General features: G+C 41.3%; 15 protein-coding genes and 1 pseudogene. 10 read left to right on the forward strand and 6 right to left on the reverse strand.

Annotated features, from left to right (window positions below; genetic code table 11):
* Positions 1–20: 20 nt before the first annotated feature.
* The 3 genes from NSP_RS03815 to xth all read right to left on the reverse strand — a co-directional run bounded on the left by NSP_RS03815 (position 21) and on the right by xth (position 3531).
* Positions 21–1517: a beta-barrel domain-containing protein gene (locus NSP_RS03815; protein WP_006198674.1), complete on the reverse strand. Its 1497-nt coding sequence runs from the start codon at positions 1515–1517 to the stop codon at positions 21–23.
* Positions 1518–1835: 318 nt separating this feature from the next.
* On the reverse strand, positions 1836–2711 hold the full coding sequence (locus NSP_RS03820) for an SDR family oxidoreductase (protein ID WP_006198675.1): 876 nt from the start codon (positions 2709–2711) through the stop codon (positions 1836–1838).
* A gap of 37 nt (positions 2712–2748) precedes the next feature.
* Positions 2749–3531 (reverse strand): exodeoxyribonuclease III, encoded by a 783-nt coding sequence (gene xth / locus NSP_RS03825; RefSeq protein ID WP_006198676.1) that lies wholly within the window; start codon positions 3529–3531, stop codon positions 2749–2751.
* A 445-nt stretch (positions 3532–3976) separates the two neighbouring features.
* On the opposite strand from xth, the gene NSP_RS03830 reads away from it, so the two are divergent.
* The 5 genes and pseudogenes from NSP_RS03830 to NSP_RS25030 form a co-directional block, all read left to right on the forward strand.
* A complete protein-coding gene (locus NSP_RS03830) occupies positions 3977–5032 on the forward strand; it encodes a glycosyltransferase family 4 protein (RefSeq protein WP_006198677.1) in 1056 nt (351 codons plus the stop codon).
* A gap of 69 nt (positions 5033–5101) precedes the next feature.
* Positions 5102–5293 carry a hypothetical protein gene (locus NSP_RS23870; RefSeq protein ID WP_006198678.1) on the forward strand — a complete coding sequence of 64 codons (192 nt, stop codon included), beginning with the start codon at positions 5102–5104 and terminating at the stop codon, positions 5291–5293.
* A gap of 190 nt (positions 5294–5483) precedes the next feature.
* A complete protein-coding gene (locus NSP_RS03835; protein ID WP_006198679.1) occupies positions 5484–6542 on the forward strand; it encodes a zinc-dependent alcohol dehydrogenase in 1059 nt (352 codons plus the stop codon).
* Between the two features lie 303 nt (positions 6543–6845).
* Positions 6846–7805 carry a lamin tail domain-containing protein gene (locus NSP_RS23875; RefSeq protein ID WP_017803808.1) on the forward strand — a complete coding sequence of 320 codons (960 nt, stop codon included), beginning with the start codon at positions 6846–6848 and terminating at the stop codon, positions 7803–7805.
* A gap of 138 nt (positions 7806–7943) precedes the next feature.
* A pseudogene (locus NSP_RS25030) lies at positions 7944–8066 on the forward strand (dehydrogenase); the annotation flags it as partial.
* Here NSP_RS25030 and NSP_RS03845 read toward each other — a convergent pair.
* From NSP_RS03845 to iscB, 3 genes are all read right to left on the reverse strand, one after another.
* Positions 8063–8362 carry a hypothetical protein gene (locus NSP_RS03845; RefSeq protein ID WP_017803810.1) on the reverse strand — a complete coding sequence of 100 codons (300 nt, stop codon included), beginning with the start codon at positions 8360–8362 and terminating at the stop codon, positions 8063–8065. The pseudogene NSP_RS25030 and the gene NSP_RS03845 sit on opposite strands and share 4 nt — an antisense overlap.
* Before the next feature lie 292 nt (positions 8363–8654).
* Positions 8655–8876, reverse strand: coding sequence for a hypothetical protein (locus NSP_RS03850; RefSeq protein ID WP_017803811.1), 222 nt, complete (start codon positions 8874–8876; stop codon positions 8655–8657).
* A gap of 20 nt (positions 8877–8896) precedes the next feature.
* Positions 8897–9667, reverse strand: coding sequence for an RNA-guided endonuclease IscB (gene iscB, locus NSP_RS03855; RefSeq protein WP_420892084.1), 771 nt, complete (start codon positions 9665–9667; stop codon positions 8897–8899).
* A gap of 547 nt (positions 9668–10214) precedes the next feature.
* On the opposite strand from iscB, the gene rpmB reads away from it, so the two are divergent.
* From rpmB to NSP_RS03880, 5 genes are all read left to right on the forward strand, one after another.
* On the forward strand, positions 10215–10451 hold the full coding sequence (gene rpmB, locus NSP_RS03860; RefSeq protein ID WP_006195808.1) for a 50S ribosomal protein L28: 237 nt from the start codon (positions 10215–10217) through the stop codon (positions 10449–10451).
* A 485-nt stretch (positions 10452–10936) separates the two neighbouring features.
* Positions 10937–15304 carry a hormogonium polysaccharide biosynthesis protein HpsA gene (gene hpsA / locus NSP_RS03865; RefSeq protein ID WP_006195807.1) on the forward strand — a complete coding sequence of 1456 codons (4368 nt, stop codon included), beginning with the start codon at positions 10937–10939 and terminating at the stop codon, positions 15302–15304.
* 26 nt (positions 15305–15330) lie between these two features.
* Positions 15331–16047, forward strand: a complete 717-nt coding sequence (gene hpsB, locus NSP_RS03870) for a hormogonium polysaccharide secretion pseudopilin HpsB (protein ID WP_006195806.1) — start codon at positions 15331–15333, stop codon at positions 16045–16047.
* Positions 16048–16358: 311 nt separating this feature from the next.
* On the forward strand, positions 16359–17267 hold the full coding sequence (gene hpsC / locus NSP_RS03875; RefSeq protein WP_006195805.1) for a hormogonium polysaccharide secretion pseudopilin HpsC: 909 nt from the start codon (positions 16359–16361) through the stop codon (positions 17265–17267).
* 25 nt (positions 17268–17292) lie between these two features.
* Positions 17293–18003: a pilus assembly FimT family protein gene (locus NSP_RS03880; protein WP_006195803.1), complete on the forward strand. Its 711-nt coding sequence runs from the start codon at positions 17293–17295 to the stop codon at positions 18001–18003.
* Positions 18004–18073: the final 70 nt, after the last annotated feature.

An 18073-nucleotide genomic window follows, 5' to 3' on the forward strand; every position in this document is an offset into this window, starting at 1 on the left:
CTGCACCCCTGCTTCTTCAACTACCTGACTGAAAAAGCTTCACTAAATCTACGAGTTACAGGCTCAATGATGAAAGTTAAAACTGACTTTTGACGGGTGACAATTTCACCGTTGGCTGACATTCCGGGAGTAAATTCTACTTCTTCTCCCCGGACATTCACTGAGTGTTGACTTAGCTGTATTCTGGTGGGAAACACTAAACCCAATTCTTTATCGACTACGGCATTAGGACTAATTTGTACAACTTTACCGTCAATTGTGCCAAATTCTTGAAAGGGAAAGGTTGCCATTTTCACCTTTGCTTTCATTCCTGGACGAATAAAGCCAATGTCGCGGTTGAGGACTTTCACTTCTAATAGGATTTCTTCTCCCGCAGGTAAAATTGAGAGTAATTCTTCACCGGCTTGTACAGGGCCTTGGGTGGCTTGAATTTTGTAAATTGTCCCGGCGACTGGGGCTTTAATGGTTTCCCCGGCTTGCTGTTTTCTGGCTTGTTCGAGTTGACCGTTAATATTGGTAAGTTCTTCTTGGCGCTGTTTAATCTGGGTTAATATTTCGCTTTGGCGCTCAGATGCTAAACGCTGGGCTTGCTGGAGAACTCCTTGATAGGCTTGTTCTGCTTGGCGAATTTCTTGGTCTTGGGCGGCAATTTCTCTTTTTAAGGATGCTATTCTGTCTTGAGTCTCTGTGACTCTATTCTGGGCGTTTATGACTTCATCTTTGGCTCTGGTCATTTCTGTGTTGGCGCGATTTAATCTTTCTTGGGCTTCTAGGTAATCTATTCTAGGTAATGCACCAGGAGCAATTAGGGTACGTAGATTTTCTTCTCTTTGTTGGGCGATCGCCACATTTTTTTCGACTCCGACAACGACTTTTTCGGCGTTGACTACATTAGCTTGGGCATTTTCAAAGCTGCTTTGAGCATTTACGAGGTTTTCTTGCAACCGTTTCTGGCGTTGTTTTACCTGTGCAATAATTGCTAGTTGGCGATTTGCTTCGGCTTCGGTGACAGCTTGACGGGCTTGGTAATCTGCGAGGCGCGATTCTAAAAGTTCATTTTGTAGTTTTGTCCCAGTCGTTGTGGTTCCAATGCGTTCTGCTTGTAAACGTCCTAAGTCTTCGCTGATTAATTTCGCAGATTGGGCGAGACGGGTAACGTCTGTTTGTTTTAAATTTGTGTCCCGTTGAATTAAAACTTGATCTTTAGTGACATGATCGCCTTCTTCTACATTCACTTTTAAAATAGAGCCACCATTCAAGGATGTCACTGGTCGTACCTTTGTTGAGGCGATTAATTCCCCAGGTGCGATCGCTACTTCATCGATTTGAGAGAAATTTGCCCAGGCGATCGCCCCAAATACCACTAAGCTCAGTGTTCCTGCTAAAACTCTGGTATATAGCGGTGGTAATTCCTGTACAGCCTTACCCACTTCATAAGACAATTGGTCTTCTGGTTTGGCAAATTGTTCTTTCGTTTGTCGCGCTTGAGCAGCATTTGCAAGTAAGGAATATTTCATAAAATTTTAGATTATTGGGGACTGGGGAATGGGGAGTGGGGAATGGGGATTGGGGGACTGGGGATTGGGGAGAAGAGAATAGGTTGAGGGGGCGATTTTCAGCTAAATGAACCACATTTTTATGTCGGGCTACGCCCCGCTACGCTAACACGCAGAGGCGCAAAGGCGCACCAGAGGAATTAAGAGTGTGGTCTAAATACATAAAAACTGCTGTAAGCAGTCGTCCGTGTAAAGTAATTTCCAACTCACCCCTGCTCCCTGCTCCCTGCTCCCCTGCCTATTCAATCCCCCTACTCCCTACTCCCTACTCCCCAGAATTCAAACCGCAAGATAGCGCCGCAGAAAATTTTCTAAAGTTTCCAAGTGAAAATTGAAAATCTTTTCTAGATTGGCTATTTCCTCTTTTCTACAGAAAAATTCATTGGACAGTAATGTGCGATAGGTTCCCAAAGCTGTTTGTGCTTGGGGGTTAAATAAACCAAATGCACTGCGTAACCCATCCACAACAAACAAAGGGGAATTAATAACTACTGGTTCTTTGTTGAAGATGCGACTGAAAATTTGGGGAATATCCTCACGCAATAAAATCTCCGGTCCTCCGACTGGTAATATTTGGTTGCGTGCGCCTTCAACGGTGACTGAATCCACTATTATCCTGGCTAAATCATCTGTACTGACAACCGAAGTCCGATTTTTAGGATCACCAATCAGCAAATACAAACCTGTTTCGCGAAACCGTTCTGCTAATGGCAGTAAGTTTGATGCTAATCCAGATGGGCGTAAAATTGTGTAATTCAAGCCACTAGCTTCTAGATATTGTTCTACTGCTCGTTTGGCTTTGAATACGGGAGCATCTTCATAGCCCCGTTCGGCTCCCAGTACAGAAATAAACACAAAATGCTTGATTCCATTAGCTCTAGCCTGATCGATCAGTTCAATATTGGCGCGATAATCCAGAGATAAGGAGTCACCATCAGAACTGTGGGCGCTAATAATATAATCGACACCGCGACAAGCTTTTGCAATATCTTTGTCTCGTCGCAAATCACCGATGAAGATTTCTGCTCCTCGGTGTTCTAACTCGTTATAACGTGAAGTGAGGCGAACAAATCCCCTCACGGACTTTTCTTGTAGGCGTAGAAGTCGCACGACTCGGCGACCAATTGCTCCCGTTGCTCCAGTTACCAGAAACATAAGGATTTTCGGTGATGAATTCCATCTACAGACTAATCTAAAATTCGACGATTACTGGGGTATGGTCGCTGGGTTGGGGCAATTTTCTGGGGGTAATGTCAATTATGCAGCTTTTAGCGCTTTCGTACAGCGTGGGGGTGAGATAATGATGGTCAATTCTCCAACCCCGATTGCGTCTAAAGCCGGCGGCGCGATAGTCCCACCAACTGTAGTGTCCGCCTTCTGTGGTAAATTTGCGAAAGGCATCAGCAAATCCCAGTTCTAGAACATCTCGTAAGCCTTGGCGTTCTGGTTCCGATGACATTATATGATTGTCTGGATTTGCGTTTTCGTGAATGTCTTCGGCTGCTAGAGCGATGTTGAAGTCACCACACATACAAATTCCAGGTTGTGAAAGTAAAAGGGTTTGCAAATACTCCCGTAGAACTGTTAGCCAGCGCAGCTTGAATTCATATTTCTCGCTTCCCACTGCGGAACCGTTAGGGACATATAAATTTACAATGCGAATGCCGTCAATTACGCCTGTAATCACGCGCTTTTGCTCATCCCAGAGTGGATCGATATTGGGTAAAATGGGGGTGAAACCAGGGCTGACATCGGTTAGTGGTTGGCGACTAATTAAGGCTACGCCGTTATAAGCTTTTTGTCCAGAAAAATAAACATGATAGCCCAATTCTTCAAAGGGCGATCGCGGAAAGTCCGCATCTACAACTTTTGTTTCTTGCAAGCAGAGAACATCAATGGGATTTTCGCTTAACCAAAATATCACCTGTTCTAGGCGAGTCCGAATTGAGTTAACATTCCAAGTGGCAATTTTCATTTGTTAGTTGTCAGTATTGAAAATAAATATTAATTTTTAATTAGTTATGTGTTGAGCATTCATGAGCATTCACTTAATATACCCATTTTGGTTAACTTAGCGTTAAGAAAAATTACTACTATTTCATATTTTTAGTATTCTCAGCTACAAAATCTATTTTTTTGTCAGTTTAGCTACAAAAAATCCTCAGAATAGCATGATCCCCAAGGTAGATGAAACTGCTAGAACCTAAGCTATATTTTAAAAGTGTAGCTGCTGAGTAGCTATTATTAATGTTTTAAAATGTATTGGTGGTGGTTGAAGGTACGGTTAACCAAAATTGCCCTCTAAAGAGTAAATCAGGTTAATTTAAATCGCAACAAAGTAAGTATAAATCCTCTGTTTTGAAATATGAGAATATGACTTGCTTTGAGGAATATTTTCCCGGCTGAACCGAAACAACTTTATGAAGATCGCTCAAGTCGCCCCTTTATGGGAACGAGTTCCACCTCCCAGTTATGGAGGAATTGAACTGGTAGTGAGTCACTTGACCGATGAATTAGTTCGTCGTGGTCATGAAGTTACTTTATTTGCTTCTGGTGACTCTCAAACCTTGGCTGATTTAAAAGCAGTTTCTCCCCTTGCATTGCGCTTAGACAAAAATGTCGGAGATTATGCGGGGTATGAAATTATAGAACTTAGCCAAGTTTACCAACAAGCGGCGGAATTCGATATTATTCATTCTCATGTAGGGATGAGGGCATTACCTTTAGCAAGTTTGGTCTCAACTCCTACAGTCCATACTCTGCATAACAATTTTACCCCGGATAACCAAAAAGTATTTCGCTACCACCACCAGCAACCTTATGTCAGCATTAGCGAGGCGCAACGTCAAATCAAATTAAACTATGTGGCTACGGTTTATAACGGCATAGAAACGAGTGATTATCCATTTATAGCCGAACCGCAAGAACCGCAATATTTAGCATTTTTAGGTCGCTTTTCTCCAGAGAAGGGGCCACATCAAGCGATCGCCATTGCAAAGCAGACTGGTTGGCGCTTGAAAATGGCCGGAAAAGTTGATGTTGATGATGCTCAGTTTTTTGAACAAGAGATTGTCCCCCATATTGATGGTCAGCAAATTGAATATTTGGGCGAAATCAACCACGCCGAAAAAGCTGAACTTCTGGGAAATGCTACCATAACTCTGTTTCCGATTAATTGGCAAGAACCTTTTGGCTTGGTGATGATTGAATCAATGGCGACTGGAACACCAGTGATCGCCATGAATTTAGGTTCTGTACAGGAGGTGATTGTTCACGGTGAAACAGGTTTTATCTGCCAAAACTATGCAGAAATGGCGACAATGATTCCGGCGGCGTTAGCACTCAATCGTCAAGCCTGTCGAAAACATATAGAAAACAAATTTAGTGTTAACCACATGGTTAATGACTATGAAGCAGTTTACCAACAAATTATCAAGAGCCGCATTCATTTAAATAGTTATTTTAGATGCGGCTAGAGTCAGACTTTAATTAACAAGTTTTTTTCAAGATTTTCCACAACAACTTTGTTTTAGGGGCATATTGGTATGAATATGAAAGTTAATACCTGTCCATGCTGCGGTGGTTTCCTCCTGCGTCATGCGCGTCATAGTGAATTGTATTGGTTTTGTCAGTCTTGTAGGCAAGAAGTACCTCTGTTGACTGTGATTCGTATGCCTAATCCTCGTGGGGAAACTCAGAATACGGCGGTGCTTCCTCAGACAACATTAAGGGAGTAGTACCGCCTTGAAGGCGGAAGTCAAAAGTCAAAAGTCAAAAATCAAAAACTTGATTCAAGATGGTGAACCCGTAGGGTTGTGCTATTTACGTCTTGCTGTACAAGAGATTGGGGAGATGAGAGAGAATTTTTCTTCCCTATTTCGGCAATCTGATAAAATCGGGTGAAGCTCATGAATTAGGTTAAAAGCTGTGTTAGCAGCGTTACTTTACGGTAAAGAAGATTTACGCTTAGAGCAGGTTGCTGAACCTACTCCGGGTGTTGGTGAGGTCGTGATTCAAGTGGGTGCGGCGACAACTTGCGGCACAGATTTGAAGGTGTGGCGGCGTGGTGGTCATGCGAAGATGCTGAAACTACCGACGCTGTTTGGTCATGAGGCGGCTGGGCATATTGTGGCTGTGGGTGCTGGGGTGACAGATTGGCAAATAGGCGATCGCATTGTGGCGAATAATTCTGCCCCGTGCATGAAATGCTTCTTTTGTCAACGCCAAGAATATTCTTTGTGTCCCCATATTACCTGGAATAATGGTACTTTTGCGGAATATCTGAAAATTCCGTCGGCAATAGTGCAGCATAATATGTTAAGGGTTCCCGATGATTTGCCGTTTCAGTTAGCATCAATGACGGAACCTTTAGCTTGTGTTTTACATGGTATCGCTCGTTCTAACATTAAACCCCAAGACAGGGTAGTTATCTTGGGTGATGGGGCGATTGGGTTGATGTTTGTGGCTGTTTTAGCTGATACAACTGAAGTTATGCTGTGGGGAGGTAATGACCACAGGCTGGAAATTGGAGAAAAACTTGGTGCTGCGAAGATTTTTAATTATCATCAAATCCCAGATATTCCCGGTGTGGTGAAAGAATTAACTCAGGGTTGGGGTGCTGATGTGGTGATTGAGGCGACTGGTGTACCTAGTGTTTGGGAAACTGCGATCGCTTGCGCTCGTCCTGGTGCTACTGTGAATTTATTCGGTGGTTGTCCACGTGATACGACGATTACTGTGAATACGGAGCAGTTACATTATAGTGAACTGACTTTGAAAGGTGTGTTTCACAATACACCGAAATATGTCAGGGCAGCCTTGGCGCTGATAGCTAGTGGTAAAATACCTTTTGAGTTATTGATTAGTGAAGTGCGATCGCTTCAGGATTTAGAACAGGTTTTTTGTGATATGAAGGCGCGTAAAGTGATTAAGGTGGCGATGATTCCTCACGCACCAAGCGCACCAGGCGCGGAGATTAAATTTTAGGTTTCAGTTGAGCCAAAATTGACTTTTAACGTACCGCAATCTGAAAAACATTCGTAACCTCACCAATTTCCCAAAAAATCACCTGGATACCATAACTAGGCGTAGGTATAGCGTCGATGACACCAGGGAGCAACTAATTGGATTTTTAATCACATAAAACGCCTATAAATATTAAATTTATATGTATAAGTGCTGAAATTAGGCGTGTTTATCTGTATGGTTGTAATTGCAAAATACTGCGATAAAGCACCCTAAAACTACGGGGTGAGCTAACTCTCCTTTCAATTATAAGTAAAAGGATTTATGCAAGAAGAATTACCTATCAATCCAGCCAAAGAAACAGCAGCAACTCTAGGTGGTAATGTGGTTGCTACTCCACAGGTAGAGATTACCAATATTGTCTACAAGGCTGAGGTCAAGAGAACTCAATCTGACGAATATGTTGAAATTAGCAATCAGGAAAAGACACCCGCCGATGTATCTGGTTGGCAAATTGTTTCAGGGGTAGGACGAAATAAAGCGTTCACTTTTCCCCAAGGAACAATATTAGCTCCAGGTCAGAGCGTGCGGGTTTATACCAATGAGGTGCATCCAGAGTCAGGCGGCTTTAGTTACGGTAGCGGCGTATCTCTGTGGAAAGATTCAGGAGATGAGGCCAGACTATTAGATGCTCAAGGAAATTTGGTATCGGGTTTAGCCTATGACAGCAAAGGCAATTTCACGAAAACAGCCACTGCTAACCAAAAGACATCAGCCGTGGACAGCGTTGCGGAAAATGTGATACCACAAAGCACAGATGCAAATATCAATGAGCTAGTAAACAAAACAGTTATCATTGAAAATCAAGAGACAAAACGCGATCTGTTTTCCGATGGAGCGCCCATCCAAGGACAGCGAGGAGATGAAGGTGGCTGGCTAGCATCAAGCGGCTTTGAAAGTCCTAAAGTTGTTGGTGCTGATGCCAATTATTACAACCGTGCTTTATGGAAGATTATACCCAGTGGTGATAGTGTTATCATTGAAAATCAAGAAACAAAACGCTATCTGTTTTCCGATGGAGCGCCCATCAAAGGACAGCGAGGAGATGAAGGTGGCTGGCTAGCATCAAGCGGCTTTGAAAGTCCTAAAGTCGTTGGTGCTGATGCCAATTATTACAACCGTGCTTTATGGAAGATTATACCCAGTGGTGATAGTGTTATCATTGAAAATCAAGAAACAAAACGCTATCTGTTTTCCGATGGAGCGCCCATCAAAGGACAGTGAGGAGATGAGGGATAACTGCTCCCATGCTCCCGTTGAAGTAGAAAGTAAAGTCTAGTTTTGTCTAGGTTTTATATAGCAGACAGCTAACTTTGTGCATCAGCATAAATATTGTGGGGTGGGCTTCTGGTCCCCCCAGATATCCGTAGTGTTAAAATACCTTTTGAGTTACTGATTAGTGAACAGCGATCGCTAGAGGATTTAGAACAGGTATTCTGTGATATGAAGGCGCGTAAAGTGATTAAGGTGGCGATGATTCCTTAGTTTTTTGCAGGGTAAAGTAGATGATCTGGATCTAGCCAAACAATATAAAAAATCTCGTCAATAAAAAACCCATGAATCCTACCATGTTTATTTGAGGAGAGGGAAAATTGATAAGGAGTATCAACCAATTGTTCTTCGTTGGGCAAACCAAATCCGCTTTCGCTGGTATCTTCCCATTTTATAGGATGACATCTGAGGCTACTACTACGATTTATTAACAAATCTTGAGCCTTGAACCTCCCCACGTCTAAAGCCAGGGGATTCTTGCCCACCTGAAAAAGGCGACAACGGGACATTCAAGTATCCCTCTACTCACTCAAAGAGCTTTTGCTCTCATTCGCGCATACTTTCTGAGTCCTTCATATTTTAAAGATGAACGCTCCATATCCTGCCCTTATTTGCCCTTTAACTATTCCGAATCGAGTCGGATATGTCCGTTGCCGGGATTGCTCCGTACTAGGATATTTCAAGGCGCTGAAGGTTATTCCTACTTGTTTTCTCGCTAATCTATTTTAACACTGTGGCTAAAGCCACGCAATCGTTTGACGGAACTTAAAAGTTCTTACCGCCTTCTCCCCATGCCTAAAGTCAGGGGCTTGCGTCTCGTTTTTCGGTCAAGCTAGATAAAGCTTTTAACGGATCAAGTAGGGTCAGCCAATAAATTACCTCTTTTTCGGTACACAAAAATTTTGTATGTCCATCTTGATAATATTTAAACGAAAAGCTGATGCCTTGAGGTGACTTCAGCTTCGTTGGTTTAATACCTAATTTGCTATCTTTGGTAATATCAGTCTTTGCATTTAATCTCATAAAATTGTAGTTTTCCGTAGTCAAACGTAGCTATACCCGTCACTACAATGAACCTTAGTAATATCTTTCATTGTTGAAAATTCAACTCTAAAACCATTGATAACAATCTCACATCCGTTTTTTGTGGGAGTTTTAACACGACTTACATACTTTCCAGAAGTTATGTTTTTACGATCTTTGTGCAAAGTAGCCTTAACAAAATCTCCTGTAGAAACATGAGTGAATATTTTTTTAGGCTCAGTGCAAGGAAAACCAAATTTATTGATCCTACAGAATCTTCTGCAACTATGCCCCGTGCTTTTTACTGTTAAAATTTTTGTTGTCAGTATTTTGAGAGTTTCAACTTTTCCTACACAAGCAGCATCAATCCAATGAGTTTTAGGCAATCCTAAACGAGTTCTATTAAACTTAGTTAAACCTCCTGAACCTGTTGTTATAGGTAATCCAGTTTCTTTTAACTTATTAAATAAAGCCCATCTCGTTGAATTTACAGCAGACGCATCTTTTAGTGGACGCTTGGCTTGGGATAAAATTTGCTTCAACAACTCAGGCTTTTTTGCTAAAAACTTCTCAATATCTTGAGTACCTTTTTTGATATTGCATTTCTCACAAGCTAGACACAAATTAGAAATTCTATTAGTTCCTCCTTTGGCTTTTGGTTTAATATGCTCAACTTGTAAAGGGACATTTTCCGCAGTACAGTATGCACATTTTCTATTCCATTTATTCAAAAGATATTCACGGACTTCATACCCTTGTAACTCTCCCTGTTGATACTCAAAGCCTGATATCTCCGGGTTTTCTAGCTATTGTTTAATAAGTAGCAACATGGCAGGGGACTAGCGAATCCCAAGGTGTTATGACCTAGATAACGTTTACTCATGTTTTGAGTGGTTTGGTTCACATAAACTACAGATTACTCCGTTTATTTATGCTCTCTTCTTAATCTTCTTCGGCACGAGATGCGTAGTACTGCTATATAAAACCTAGACAAAACTAGACTTTACTTTCTACTTCAACGGGAGCATGGGAGCAGTTATCCCTCAGTAGACTTTCACGCCTTAGCCAGACGCGATTGTGTTCCAATTAAGTTTCTGAAAAAGACTACCACCATCATTGCTTGGTTTTCGCGTCGGCAATAGTCTCAATTCAATACTTGATATCACCGTATTATATATCAAGTAGTTGATTTTTTCCTAAAATATATATTGATTTTTGTCAATATAAGTATAGTTTTGTCTATGAAATTGTCAACTTAGGACTTGCTCAGACAGGAAAGACCTAATGCCGACTAGAATAGAAAGGTTGTATTAAAATAAAAATTTGGAGATAGTTGCTATGTCTCGTCGCTGCGAATTAACTGGGAAAAAAGCTAACAACGCCTTTGCAGTTTCTCACTCTCACCGCCGTACCAAACGCCTCCAGCACGCAAATCTGCAAAACAAGCGTGTTTGGTGGGCTGGGGGAAATCGCTGGGTAAGAATGAAGCTTTCCACCAAAGCCATCAAAAGCCTAGAAACTAAAGGTTTAGAAGCAATGGCTAAAGAAGCTGGAATTAATCTCAATCATTACTAAGGCATTTCTCAAACACAAAAATCTCCAACTGGTAGAATAGACAGCCAGATTGAACTTTGAAAACCTCCCGCTCATGGGGAGGTTTTTAATTATTTTCACTTAATTTATTGTTACGTGATATGTTTTTTTACCAAGTGGGTAATATAAGTTAAATGGCCTAACTATATCTTGGTTAGTCAAATTGACGGACTTTTAAATCTAGATTTGTCATTTGCCAGGAAAATTACGTAGTTATTAACGCCATATTCCATGAATTAAATATTTGGCAAAAATAAGTATTTTCCTTCAAAGCTAAAAAAAATATAAATGGTATAACTGATACAAGCATTTACAAAAACTTGACCATGCATTCACAGAGGAGTTAGTTAAACAGGGTAACAAATTGTCAATAAAATTGCAAATATGCCTGCAAATTCACTATACAGGCACAATCCATTAATGAAAAAAGAAATTAACCTTAAAAATCACTTGACAGGAAAGCAGCCATGTCTAGAAAACGCCGTCTAGTCAAGACGATTAAAAAAAACTTCCCTCAATTTAGCCGGAATTTTATCTCTGCAATCAAAAAGAAACTCGTTTGGCTACTGCGAACCTTATTCCTCACAAAAAAACGGACAACTTCTGCAAATGCTGGTTTTGTGTTGCCCACAGTGGCAATGGTATCAGTAGTTGTGGTTGTATTAACCACTGCAATTCTGTTCCGGTCATTTGACCGGGCGCAAAATGCTAGTAATGTCCGTGTGAATTCATCTGTATTAAGTGCTGCTACTCCAGCAATTGATCGAGGTAGAGCCAAGTTAAATAAGCTCTTTCAAGATACCACCTTACCACGGTCAACACCAACGGATGATGAACTATACGATGCTTTGACAAAAGACAACAAGTTAAACGAATATACCTTTGGCGACGAAACTCCCATCAGGCTAACAGACCCTGGTGATAGCAACAATACATTAGACACAGCTTGGAGATTTCCCGTTGATAGCGATAACAACGGCAAATTTGATAGCTACACCCTCTATGGAATTTACTTTAAAACTCCCCCAGTCAACAGTAATAATAAATATGAGCGTGCCAGAAATACCTTAGAGGCCAGAACCTCACCTATGGTAGTGGATAAGTTAGACCCTGAATGTGGTGCTACAATTCCTTCTTTAATAGGTGACACTGGTTGGGTAAAACAAAACAACGAGTTGACAAAATCCTTCTTTGTTTATACTGCCACAGTTCCCATTACAATTCCTCCCACTGGTGCTGATGCAGGCAATTTTGAGAAATATAATGGTAACAAAAGTTTTGCCACAGTAGAATATCAGCAAGACCGGATACAAGATCCAAATAGCTACGCTGTTATTTACAACGATGACTTAATAATTGATACGGAAGCGAATTTTAATAATAAGTTAAATGCGTCTGTATTTACCAATAGTAACATCCTGAATTCTAGTGTTAATTCTGGACAGATAACACTGTATCAAGTTAGTTCTCTAAACTCGTGTGTGTACAAAGCTGCCAACTCCAAAATCACCGTGGGTGGTAATGTAGCCTTGAGTAATAACCCTGCACAAATTCATTTATTCCAGGGTAAAGGTACTGCGATTACTAATACCAATCTCCTGAACTCAGTTACTAATGATGCCAACAGCACAGCTTATAACAACCGCGCTTATGAAGACCGCATTCAAGCGCTAGTTAATGAGCAAATGGGTAAGAACACAGGTTCTGACCCCACGGAAGTTACAAACGGTATTACCCGGAGAAAGCAAGATTTAAATTTAGGCGCTTTTACTGGCGATGACGAGAAGTTCCGTCGGGAACAATTAGAATTTTACTTTAGGAAACGCACTCGTCGCGTACCCTTTGCCGAAGTTGCTGGAATTGAAACTATATCTGGTACAGTCACCCAAGGTACTGGTGATACATTACGTCCTATTGATAAATGGATCTATCCCACTGGTAATGATGGTAAAACTGGTACAGGCTTCACTACACTAGCACTAAATACTAATGGTGCATCCCTAGAGCCAAAAGCCACAGAACCAGATGAACTGAAAAAACAAGGTGGGAAAGAACAGGAATTAGGTGACAGAGTTCTGGTAGGTAATAATTTACCGGAAATTTGGTGGGACCCAGACAAAGGGCGGTTTGTTGGTCCCGGTATTGATGATACTGAAGAAATTAGTGACATTAAATGGAACAAGCCGGCTGGTAACGATGACACCCGCACCCGTCGTTCTGCGGTCAAAACCTTCGATGATAATATCGCCTTTACAGAACGAGATGGACAATGGGAAGTAGACGCTGCTACAAAAGGCGGTTTGCGAGTCGTCACTGGTGCAGGGATTTATTTAAACACTCCTACTCCCACTGGTTTCAATAGCACAGACAAAACTATTTGGCCTGACACCAAGCCAGTTCCAGGTACAGGCCCAACTAACAAGAGTATCAAACCCTACTGGATGTATGCCTACCTAGATAATGCAGCTCCTGATCCTAATGTATTTGATTTTGGATCCCTAATATATACATGGGAAGACCTGACAGATGCGAACAAACCTCGCTTGCGAATGCGAGCTACGGCAGTTTATGGACTAGCTGCCACACCAATATGTGTCAGTAGTTATTATGTGCCGACTAACAGTATTACAGCTAAGAATATATCAACCTGGAATAATGCTACTGGTGGTCTTTCCAACAACGGTATAGTTTATGGGCCACTGACCGCAACTCTTAGCGGTAATAATCAAACGGTACTAAACTACCAAGCTGACTTAAAATATCCCAATGGGCGTTCTGTAGATGATGGACTCTTAAAAAGAGCGTTAGCAAAAACAGCAAATCGCACTTTAGCCGAACAGTCTGCTATTGATGCTCAACTTTGCGCCCTGCAAATTTTAAATAATGCTACTCCCAACAATTCTGTCATTCCTCACGGTGCAATTCGAGAAATTTCCTACTTAGACCCCAGGGAAGTTGAGCAAAATAGTGATTCTGGAACTCCTCAAACCTATGATATGCCCATTAAGGACAGAAGACCCGTAGAAATTCGCGCCACTGTCCTCAATTTAGGGGTACTCCCATTACCCAAGAGCGGTCTTATTTACGCCACACGTAATGATGCTTTGCCAGATGACAGTGCAGGTATTAGTAAATCTAGCACTTATGACATTACCAACCTGAATCTACTTGATCGTAGTCGTAGTCCTGTAGATTATAGACTTGACCCGACTCGTCGCCCTAACGGCATTATGTTAGAAAATGGTCAACAACTTTGGGGGCCAACTTACGACCCAGAAGAGAAAGGCTTCATTTTAGCGACAAACTTGCCAGCTTATATTAAAGGTGACTTTAATTTACATAGCCCAGGCCAAGAAGAATTCGGCGAAACACTCACAAATGATTGGAGTAATTTCTACACTCGCAGCACAATTAATCAGACATTTGCCTGTCGTAACGGTGACACCACCAAACCGGGCTGTACTGCTAGCGATACATGGCGACCTGCGTCAGTGATAGCCGATGCTGTGTCCATAGTTTCTGATACCTTTAGGGAAGGATTCCGTGATGAAGGTGATTACGATTGGACTTTAGCTCCAGCAATCCAAAGCCAACTAAATGCCGGAAAAACACTACCACCTGGTTTCTCTGAATACAATAACTTTGTCACTGTCAAACAGTGGTATGAGTGGGATGACGCAGACAAGTCTAGTAAACCTGCCTACTTCAGTTCCTACTTAAACAACTTTGTCACACCCATTATTCACAGGACAATACCAGGGTCATTCTTAACAGAAGTTTGTCCTGTAGACAATATCCAACCTGATGGCACAGCAACCGTAAACGGGGCAACAGTAAATGTAGACGACCATTGTAAAAACCCATTAAACTGGACTATTCAGACATCCTGTGGTGGAGGTGGCGGTAACACCTTTTATAATGGGCAAATTGAAGGTAAAAATGGTAATCCGAATAACAATAGATTGAAAACTGGATATCTATTCGATGACCCGGAAACTTTTACAGTGGAAAATAACAAGGGTCCAAAATGTTTTGATGATAACGCTCCGCGCCGAATCGCCTTCAATAGAAATTTAACTACGGGAGCAATATTAGTAGATTCAACGGGTACCCCTGATGTCCTTGGTGTTGCGAACAATGGCAACATCGGTGCTTTCGATTTTGCTGATCCTGGTCCCAATATCTTGCCTCCACCTAACAACATAACTGTACCTTTGTTAAACCTAACAATCACAAATGGTCAGGTTACAGGATTCAAACCTCTCTTGCAAATTGAACAACCCTTTGCTAAACCTAATAATATCAACAATACCACCCAGATTACTGGTGGAAACGACACCAATAGATGGCTACAACCAGCCTCTACCACTACAGTCAACGCCGTTATTATCACCAGAGATAGTCCCGCTAATGCTACGGAAAAGAACGGTGGTCTGCTCAACTTAGTCCGGTATATGGAAAACTGGCACCCACCGGCAGGACTTGCAGTTAATCAGATTCGTGGCTCATTGGGTCAGGTGAAAAAGAGCCTCTACGCTACCGCCCCATTTACCGCAGTTAATAGTGGGACAAACTACGGCATTGCTCTTGATAATGGTGCAAGAACAGGTTACATTCCTCCTGCGAGAAACTGGGGTTATGATGTGGGACTGCTGACTCAAGAACCTGACTTATTGTCAGAAAAAATGCCCACCACACCATCTACTCAATTACCAGATGAATACTTCCGTGAAGTTAGTCGCAGTGACAAATGGGTAGAGACATTAATGTGTGCTAAAGATGGCAATAATTATGCTATCCCCGACCCCCAACAACGTCCTGCAATTTGCAACTAATCAAACTGAAAAACTGGTGATAAGTCATGATTAAACTCAAACCACAGCCAAAAACTTCATCTTCCAGTGATTCTGGTTTTACCATTATTGAGTCACTTTTAGGCGTAGTTGTAGTTGCGATTTTATTGGCAAGTATATCGCCGGTGCTGGTAATGTCAACAGCTATGCGTGTCCAATCTCGACGCACAGAAAAAGCAACTCAAGCTGCAAATACATTCATTGATGGTGTGAGAATTGGCTCAATTGAAGCACCTACAGCCAACAAAATTGAATTAGACCTAGTAACCACAACTAATCAGAGAACACTCGAAGAAAATTTAATTACTCTTCAGAAAATGCCTGCTCCTGGAAGTGCAACAGATGCAGATTTGTATTTCGTTAAGAGTGATGGCACTATTTGCAAACCCTTTGGCGCAAATGATTGTACAAAAAAACCAGATAGCCCATTTGAGGAGTTTTTCATTCAAGCACGTCAGATTATAGCCACAGATGGAGCCAATGACGGTTATCGTCTAGCACTGCGGGTTTATCGCGGAGATGTTGATTTTAGTGAAGACCTTCTAGCTAGTGATGGTACTAACAAAAAAACGTCATCAGTTGTTACCGCAGGAATGGGTAACAAGCAAGCGCCAGCAGTTGAAAGAACAGTTGATATTAGCAACATCAGCACTTCATTTGGGGCTTTATGTCAGCGTTTTGGTATAGCAAAAAACGCGGCAGGAGACAACCAAACCTGTAATTAGCTAAACATCATCCCCAGTCAAAGAAAAACCTTGTTTGTAGTGAGGGATTTATCCCTCCTGGAAATAAATTTCAGGACTAAATTCCTGACTACAAACTTTTTACCATTTAGCGCTCTTTTATTACTCTAAAAAAATCAAATATTCGTTAGGGGTAGAAAGAAGTGAAAACTCACGAAACCAGTTATTTTTGGTGTTGGGTTAATCTACGAGAAGGCTACGCCTACGCAAAGCCTATACCCAACTTACTTAATTTATAAGTGATTAACAACCTGATATAATCAGTGCATCTTCAGTAAAAGGATAAACCCATGATGAAGACATTTCAATTTATAGTGAGGAGTCAATTCAAAAGCTCTAAAGTTACGCAAAACCCTGGTGGTTTTACTCTCATTGAATTGTTAGTAGCTGGGCTGATTTCAGTTTTAATCATTACGCCATTATTAGGCTTTATGATTAGTGTAATGACTACAGACCGCAAGGAACAAGCTAAAGCCAATTCTGAGCAAGAAATTCAAACTGCTGTCAATTACATTGCCCGTGATTTACAGCAGGCAGTGTATATTTATGATAATGCCGGTGTTACGGCAATAAAAGACGAATTACCAGATGGTACAGGACAGTCGCCCTTATTAGTTTTTTGGAAACGAGAATTAGTTCCTAACGTAGTACCAGCCGCCGATAATACCAAAGATGATGCTTTTGTATACTCGTTAATAGCATACTATTTAATCAAAGATACTAATTCTACTTGGTCAAAAGCTGCTCGCATCGCTAGATGGCAAATTAAAGATGGTGTCAGCGTTAATGGTCAATATATCTCTCCTCCCGATCAGGGTTTTGCTCCCTTTGCAGACAAGGTGAATAATGCTGACAGTTTAGAGGACGGTATGAACCAATGGACACAAGCTACTCCAGCGTCTAATGCTCCAGTTACACCTCTGATTGACTATGTAGATCAAAGCACAAATTCTGTACCACCTGCAACTTGTCCCACAACAACTGCTACAAATACATGGTCAACAATAACACCAGCAAATGGCATGACAGGGTTTTATGTTTGTGTAGATAGAGAGAACACAACAGCGCAGGTATTCATCCGAGGTAATGCACTGGCTCGCCTGGAAAACGATGCAAATAAAATCAAATATTCTGTGGCTAATAGCACTTATTTTCCCACAACAAATGTCATGGTTCAAGGTAAGGGATTCTTATTTAAGTAAATTTTCTAAATTAAAGGAGCAAGCTATGGCTGCTGATTACATAAGAGAAAAGTTGAATATCAAATCATTCCTACTTCGTGGAAGGAATGCAAACAAAAAACTAGGAGTTTTAGCATTTCAGGACAATCAGCAAGATGCTGGGTTTACTTTGCTGGAAGTGATAGTTGTGGCTATTATGGTGGGTATTTTAGCAGCGATCGCAGCTCCAGGATGGCTGGGTTTTGTCAACCGTCAACGGGTAAATAAAGGTAATGATGCTGTTTTATCTGCCATACAGCAAGCACAGCGAGAAGCCAAAAATAAAAAAGTTAATTACAGTGTTAGTTTTAAAACTGACAATAATCATATTCCCCAATTTGCAGTTTATCAAGTTACAACGCCTCTTACCAACCCACTTCCTTGGCAGAACTTAATCGATGGTGCGGGAAATAAAGCAAAACAAATAGTGCTTTTAACAAATCTGACTGCTACCAATCAAACTGCTACCACTGGTGCTTTAAATCCAAATTACGATTTTTTAGATACTCCTAAAAGTATTACCTTTGATTACATAGGAAGTTTGCCAGATGCTGACTTTGGCGGAGTAAATGGTTCTGGCGATGCACCAGGCTTAAAAATTGCTGTAGTCACACGCAAGGCTGGTACTTCTGCATCAGCTAATGACATGAAGCGATGTGTGATTGTGAAAACTCTTTTAGGTACAATGATTACACACAAAGATGATCAATGCGATTAAATCAATTGTCTTTTCTAAAACAACATAATAAAATCCGTATAAACACGGTACATCAAACTGCGTGCTGATA

It is taken from the genome of Nodularia spumigena CCY9414 (assembly GCF_000340565.2).
Lineage (GTDB): Bacteria > Cyanobacteriota > Cyanobacteriia > Cyanobacteriales > Nostocaceae > Nodularia > Nodularia spumigena.

Excerpts from the sequence above, each read along its gene's own strand:
- hpsA (WP_006195807.1), top strand. The coding sequence starts at position 10,937 with ATGTCTAGAAAACGCCGTCTAGTCAAGACGATTAAAAAAAACTTCCCT.
- xth (WP_006198676.1), bottom strand. The coding sequence starts at position 3,531 with ATGAAAATTGCCACTTGGAATGTTAACTCAATTCGGACTCGCCTAGAA.
- NSP_RS23875 (WP_017803808.1), top strand. The coding sequence starts at position 6,846 with ATGCAAGAAGAATTACCTATCAATCCAGCCAAAGAAACAGCAGCAACT.
- NSP_RS03820 (WP_006198675.1), bottom strand. The coding sequence starts at position 2,711 with ATGTTTCTGGTAACTGGAGCAACGGGAGCAATTGGTCGCCGAGTCGTG.
- hpsB (WP_006195806.1), top strand. The coding sequence starts at position 15,331 with ATGATTAAACTCAAACCACAGCCAAAAACTTCATCTTCCAGTGATTCT.
- NSP_RS03815 (WP_006198674.1), bottom strand. The coding sequence starts at position 1,517 with ATGAAATATTCCTTACTTGCAAATGCTGCTCAAGCGCGACAAACGAAA.
- rpmB (WP_006195808.1), top strand. The coding sequence starts at position 10,215 with ATGTCTCGTCGCTGCGAATTAACTGGGAAAAAAGCTAACAACGCCTTT.
- hpsC (WP_006195805.1), top strand. The coding sequence starts at position 16,359 with ATGAAGACATTTCAATTTATAGTGAGGAGTCAATTCAAAAGCTCTAAA.
- NSP_RS03880 (WP_006195803.1), top strand. The coding sequence starts at position 17,293 with ATGGCTGCTGATTACATAAGAGAAAAGTTGAATATCAAATCATTCCTA.
- NSP_RS23870 (WP_006198678.1), top strand. The coding sequence starts at position 5,102 with ATGAATATGAAAGTTAATACCTGTCCATGCTGCGGTGGTTTCCTCCTG.
- NSP_RS03845 (WP_017803810.1), bottom strand. The coding sequence starts at position 8,362 with ATGTCCCGTTGTCGCCTTTTTCAGGTGGGCAAGAATCCCCTGGCTTTA.
- NSP_RS03850 (WP_017803811.1), bottom strand. The coding sequence starts at position 8,876 with ATGAGATTAAATGCAAAGACTGATATTACCAAAGATAGCAAATTAGGT.
- NSP_RS03830 (WP_006198677.1), top strand. The coding sequence starts at position 3,977 with ATGAAGATCGCTCAAGTCGCCCCTTTATGGGAACGAGTTCCACCTCCC.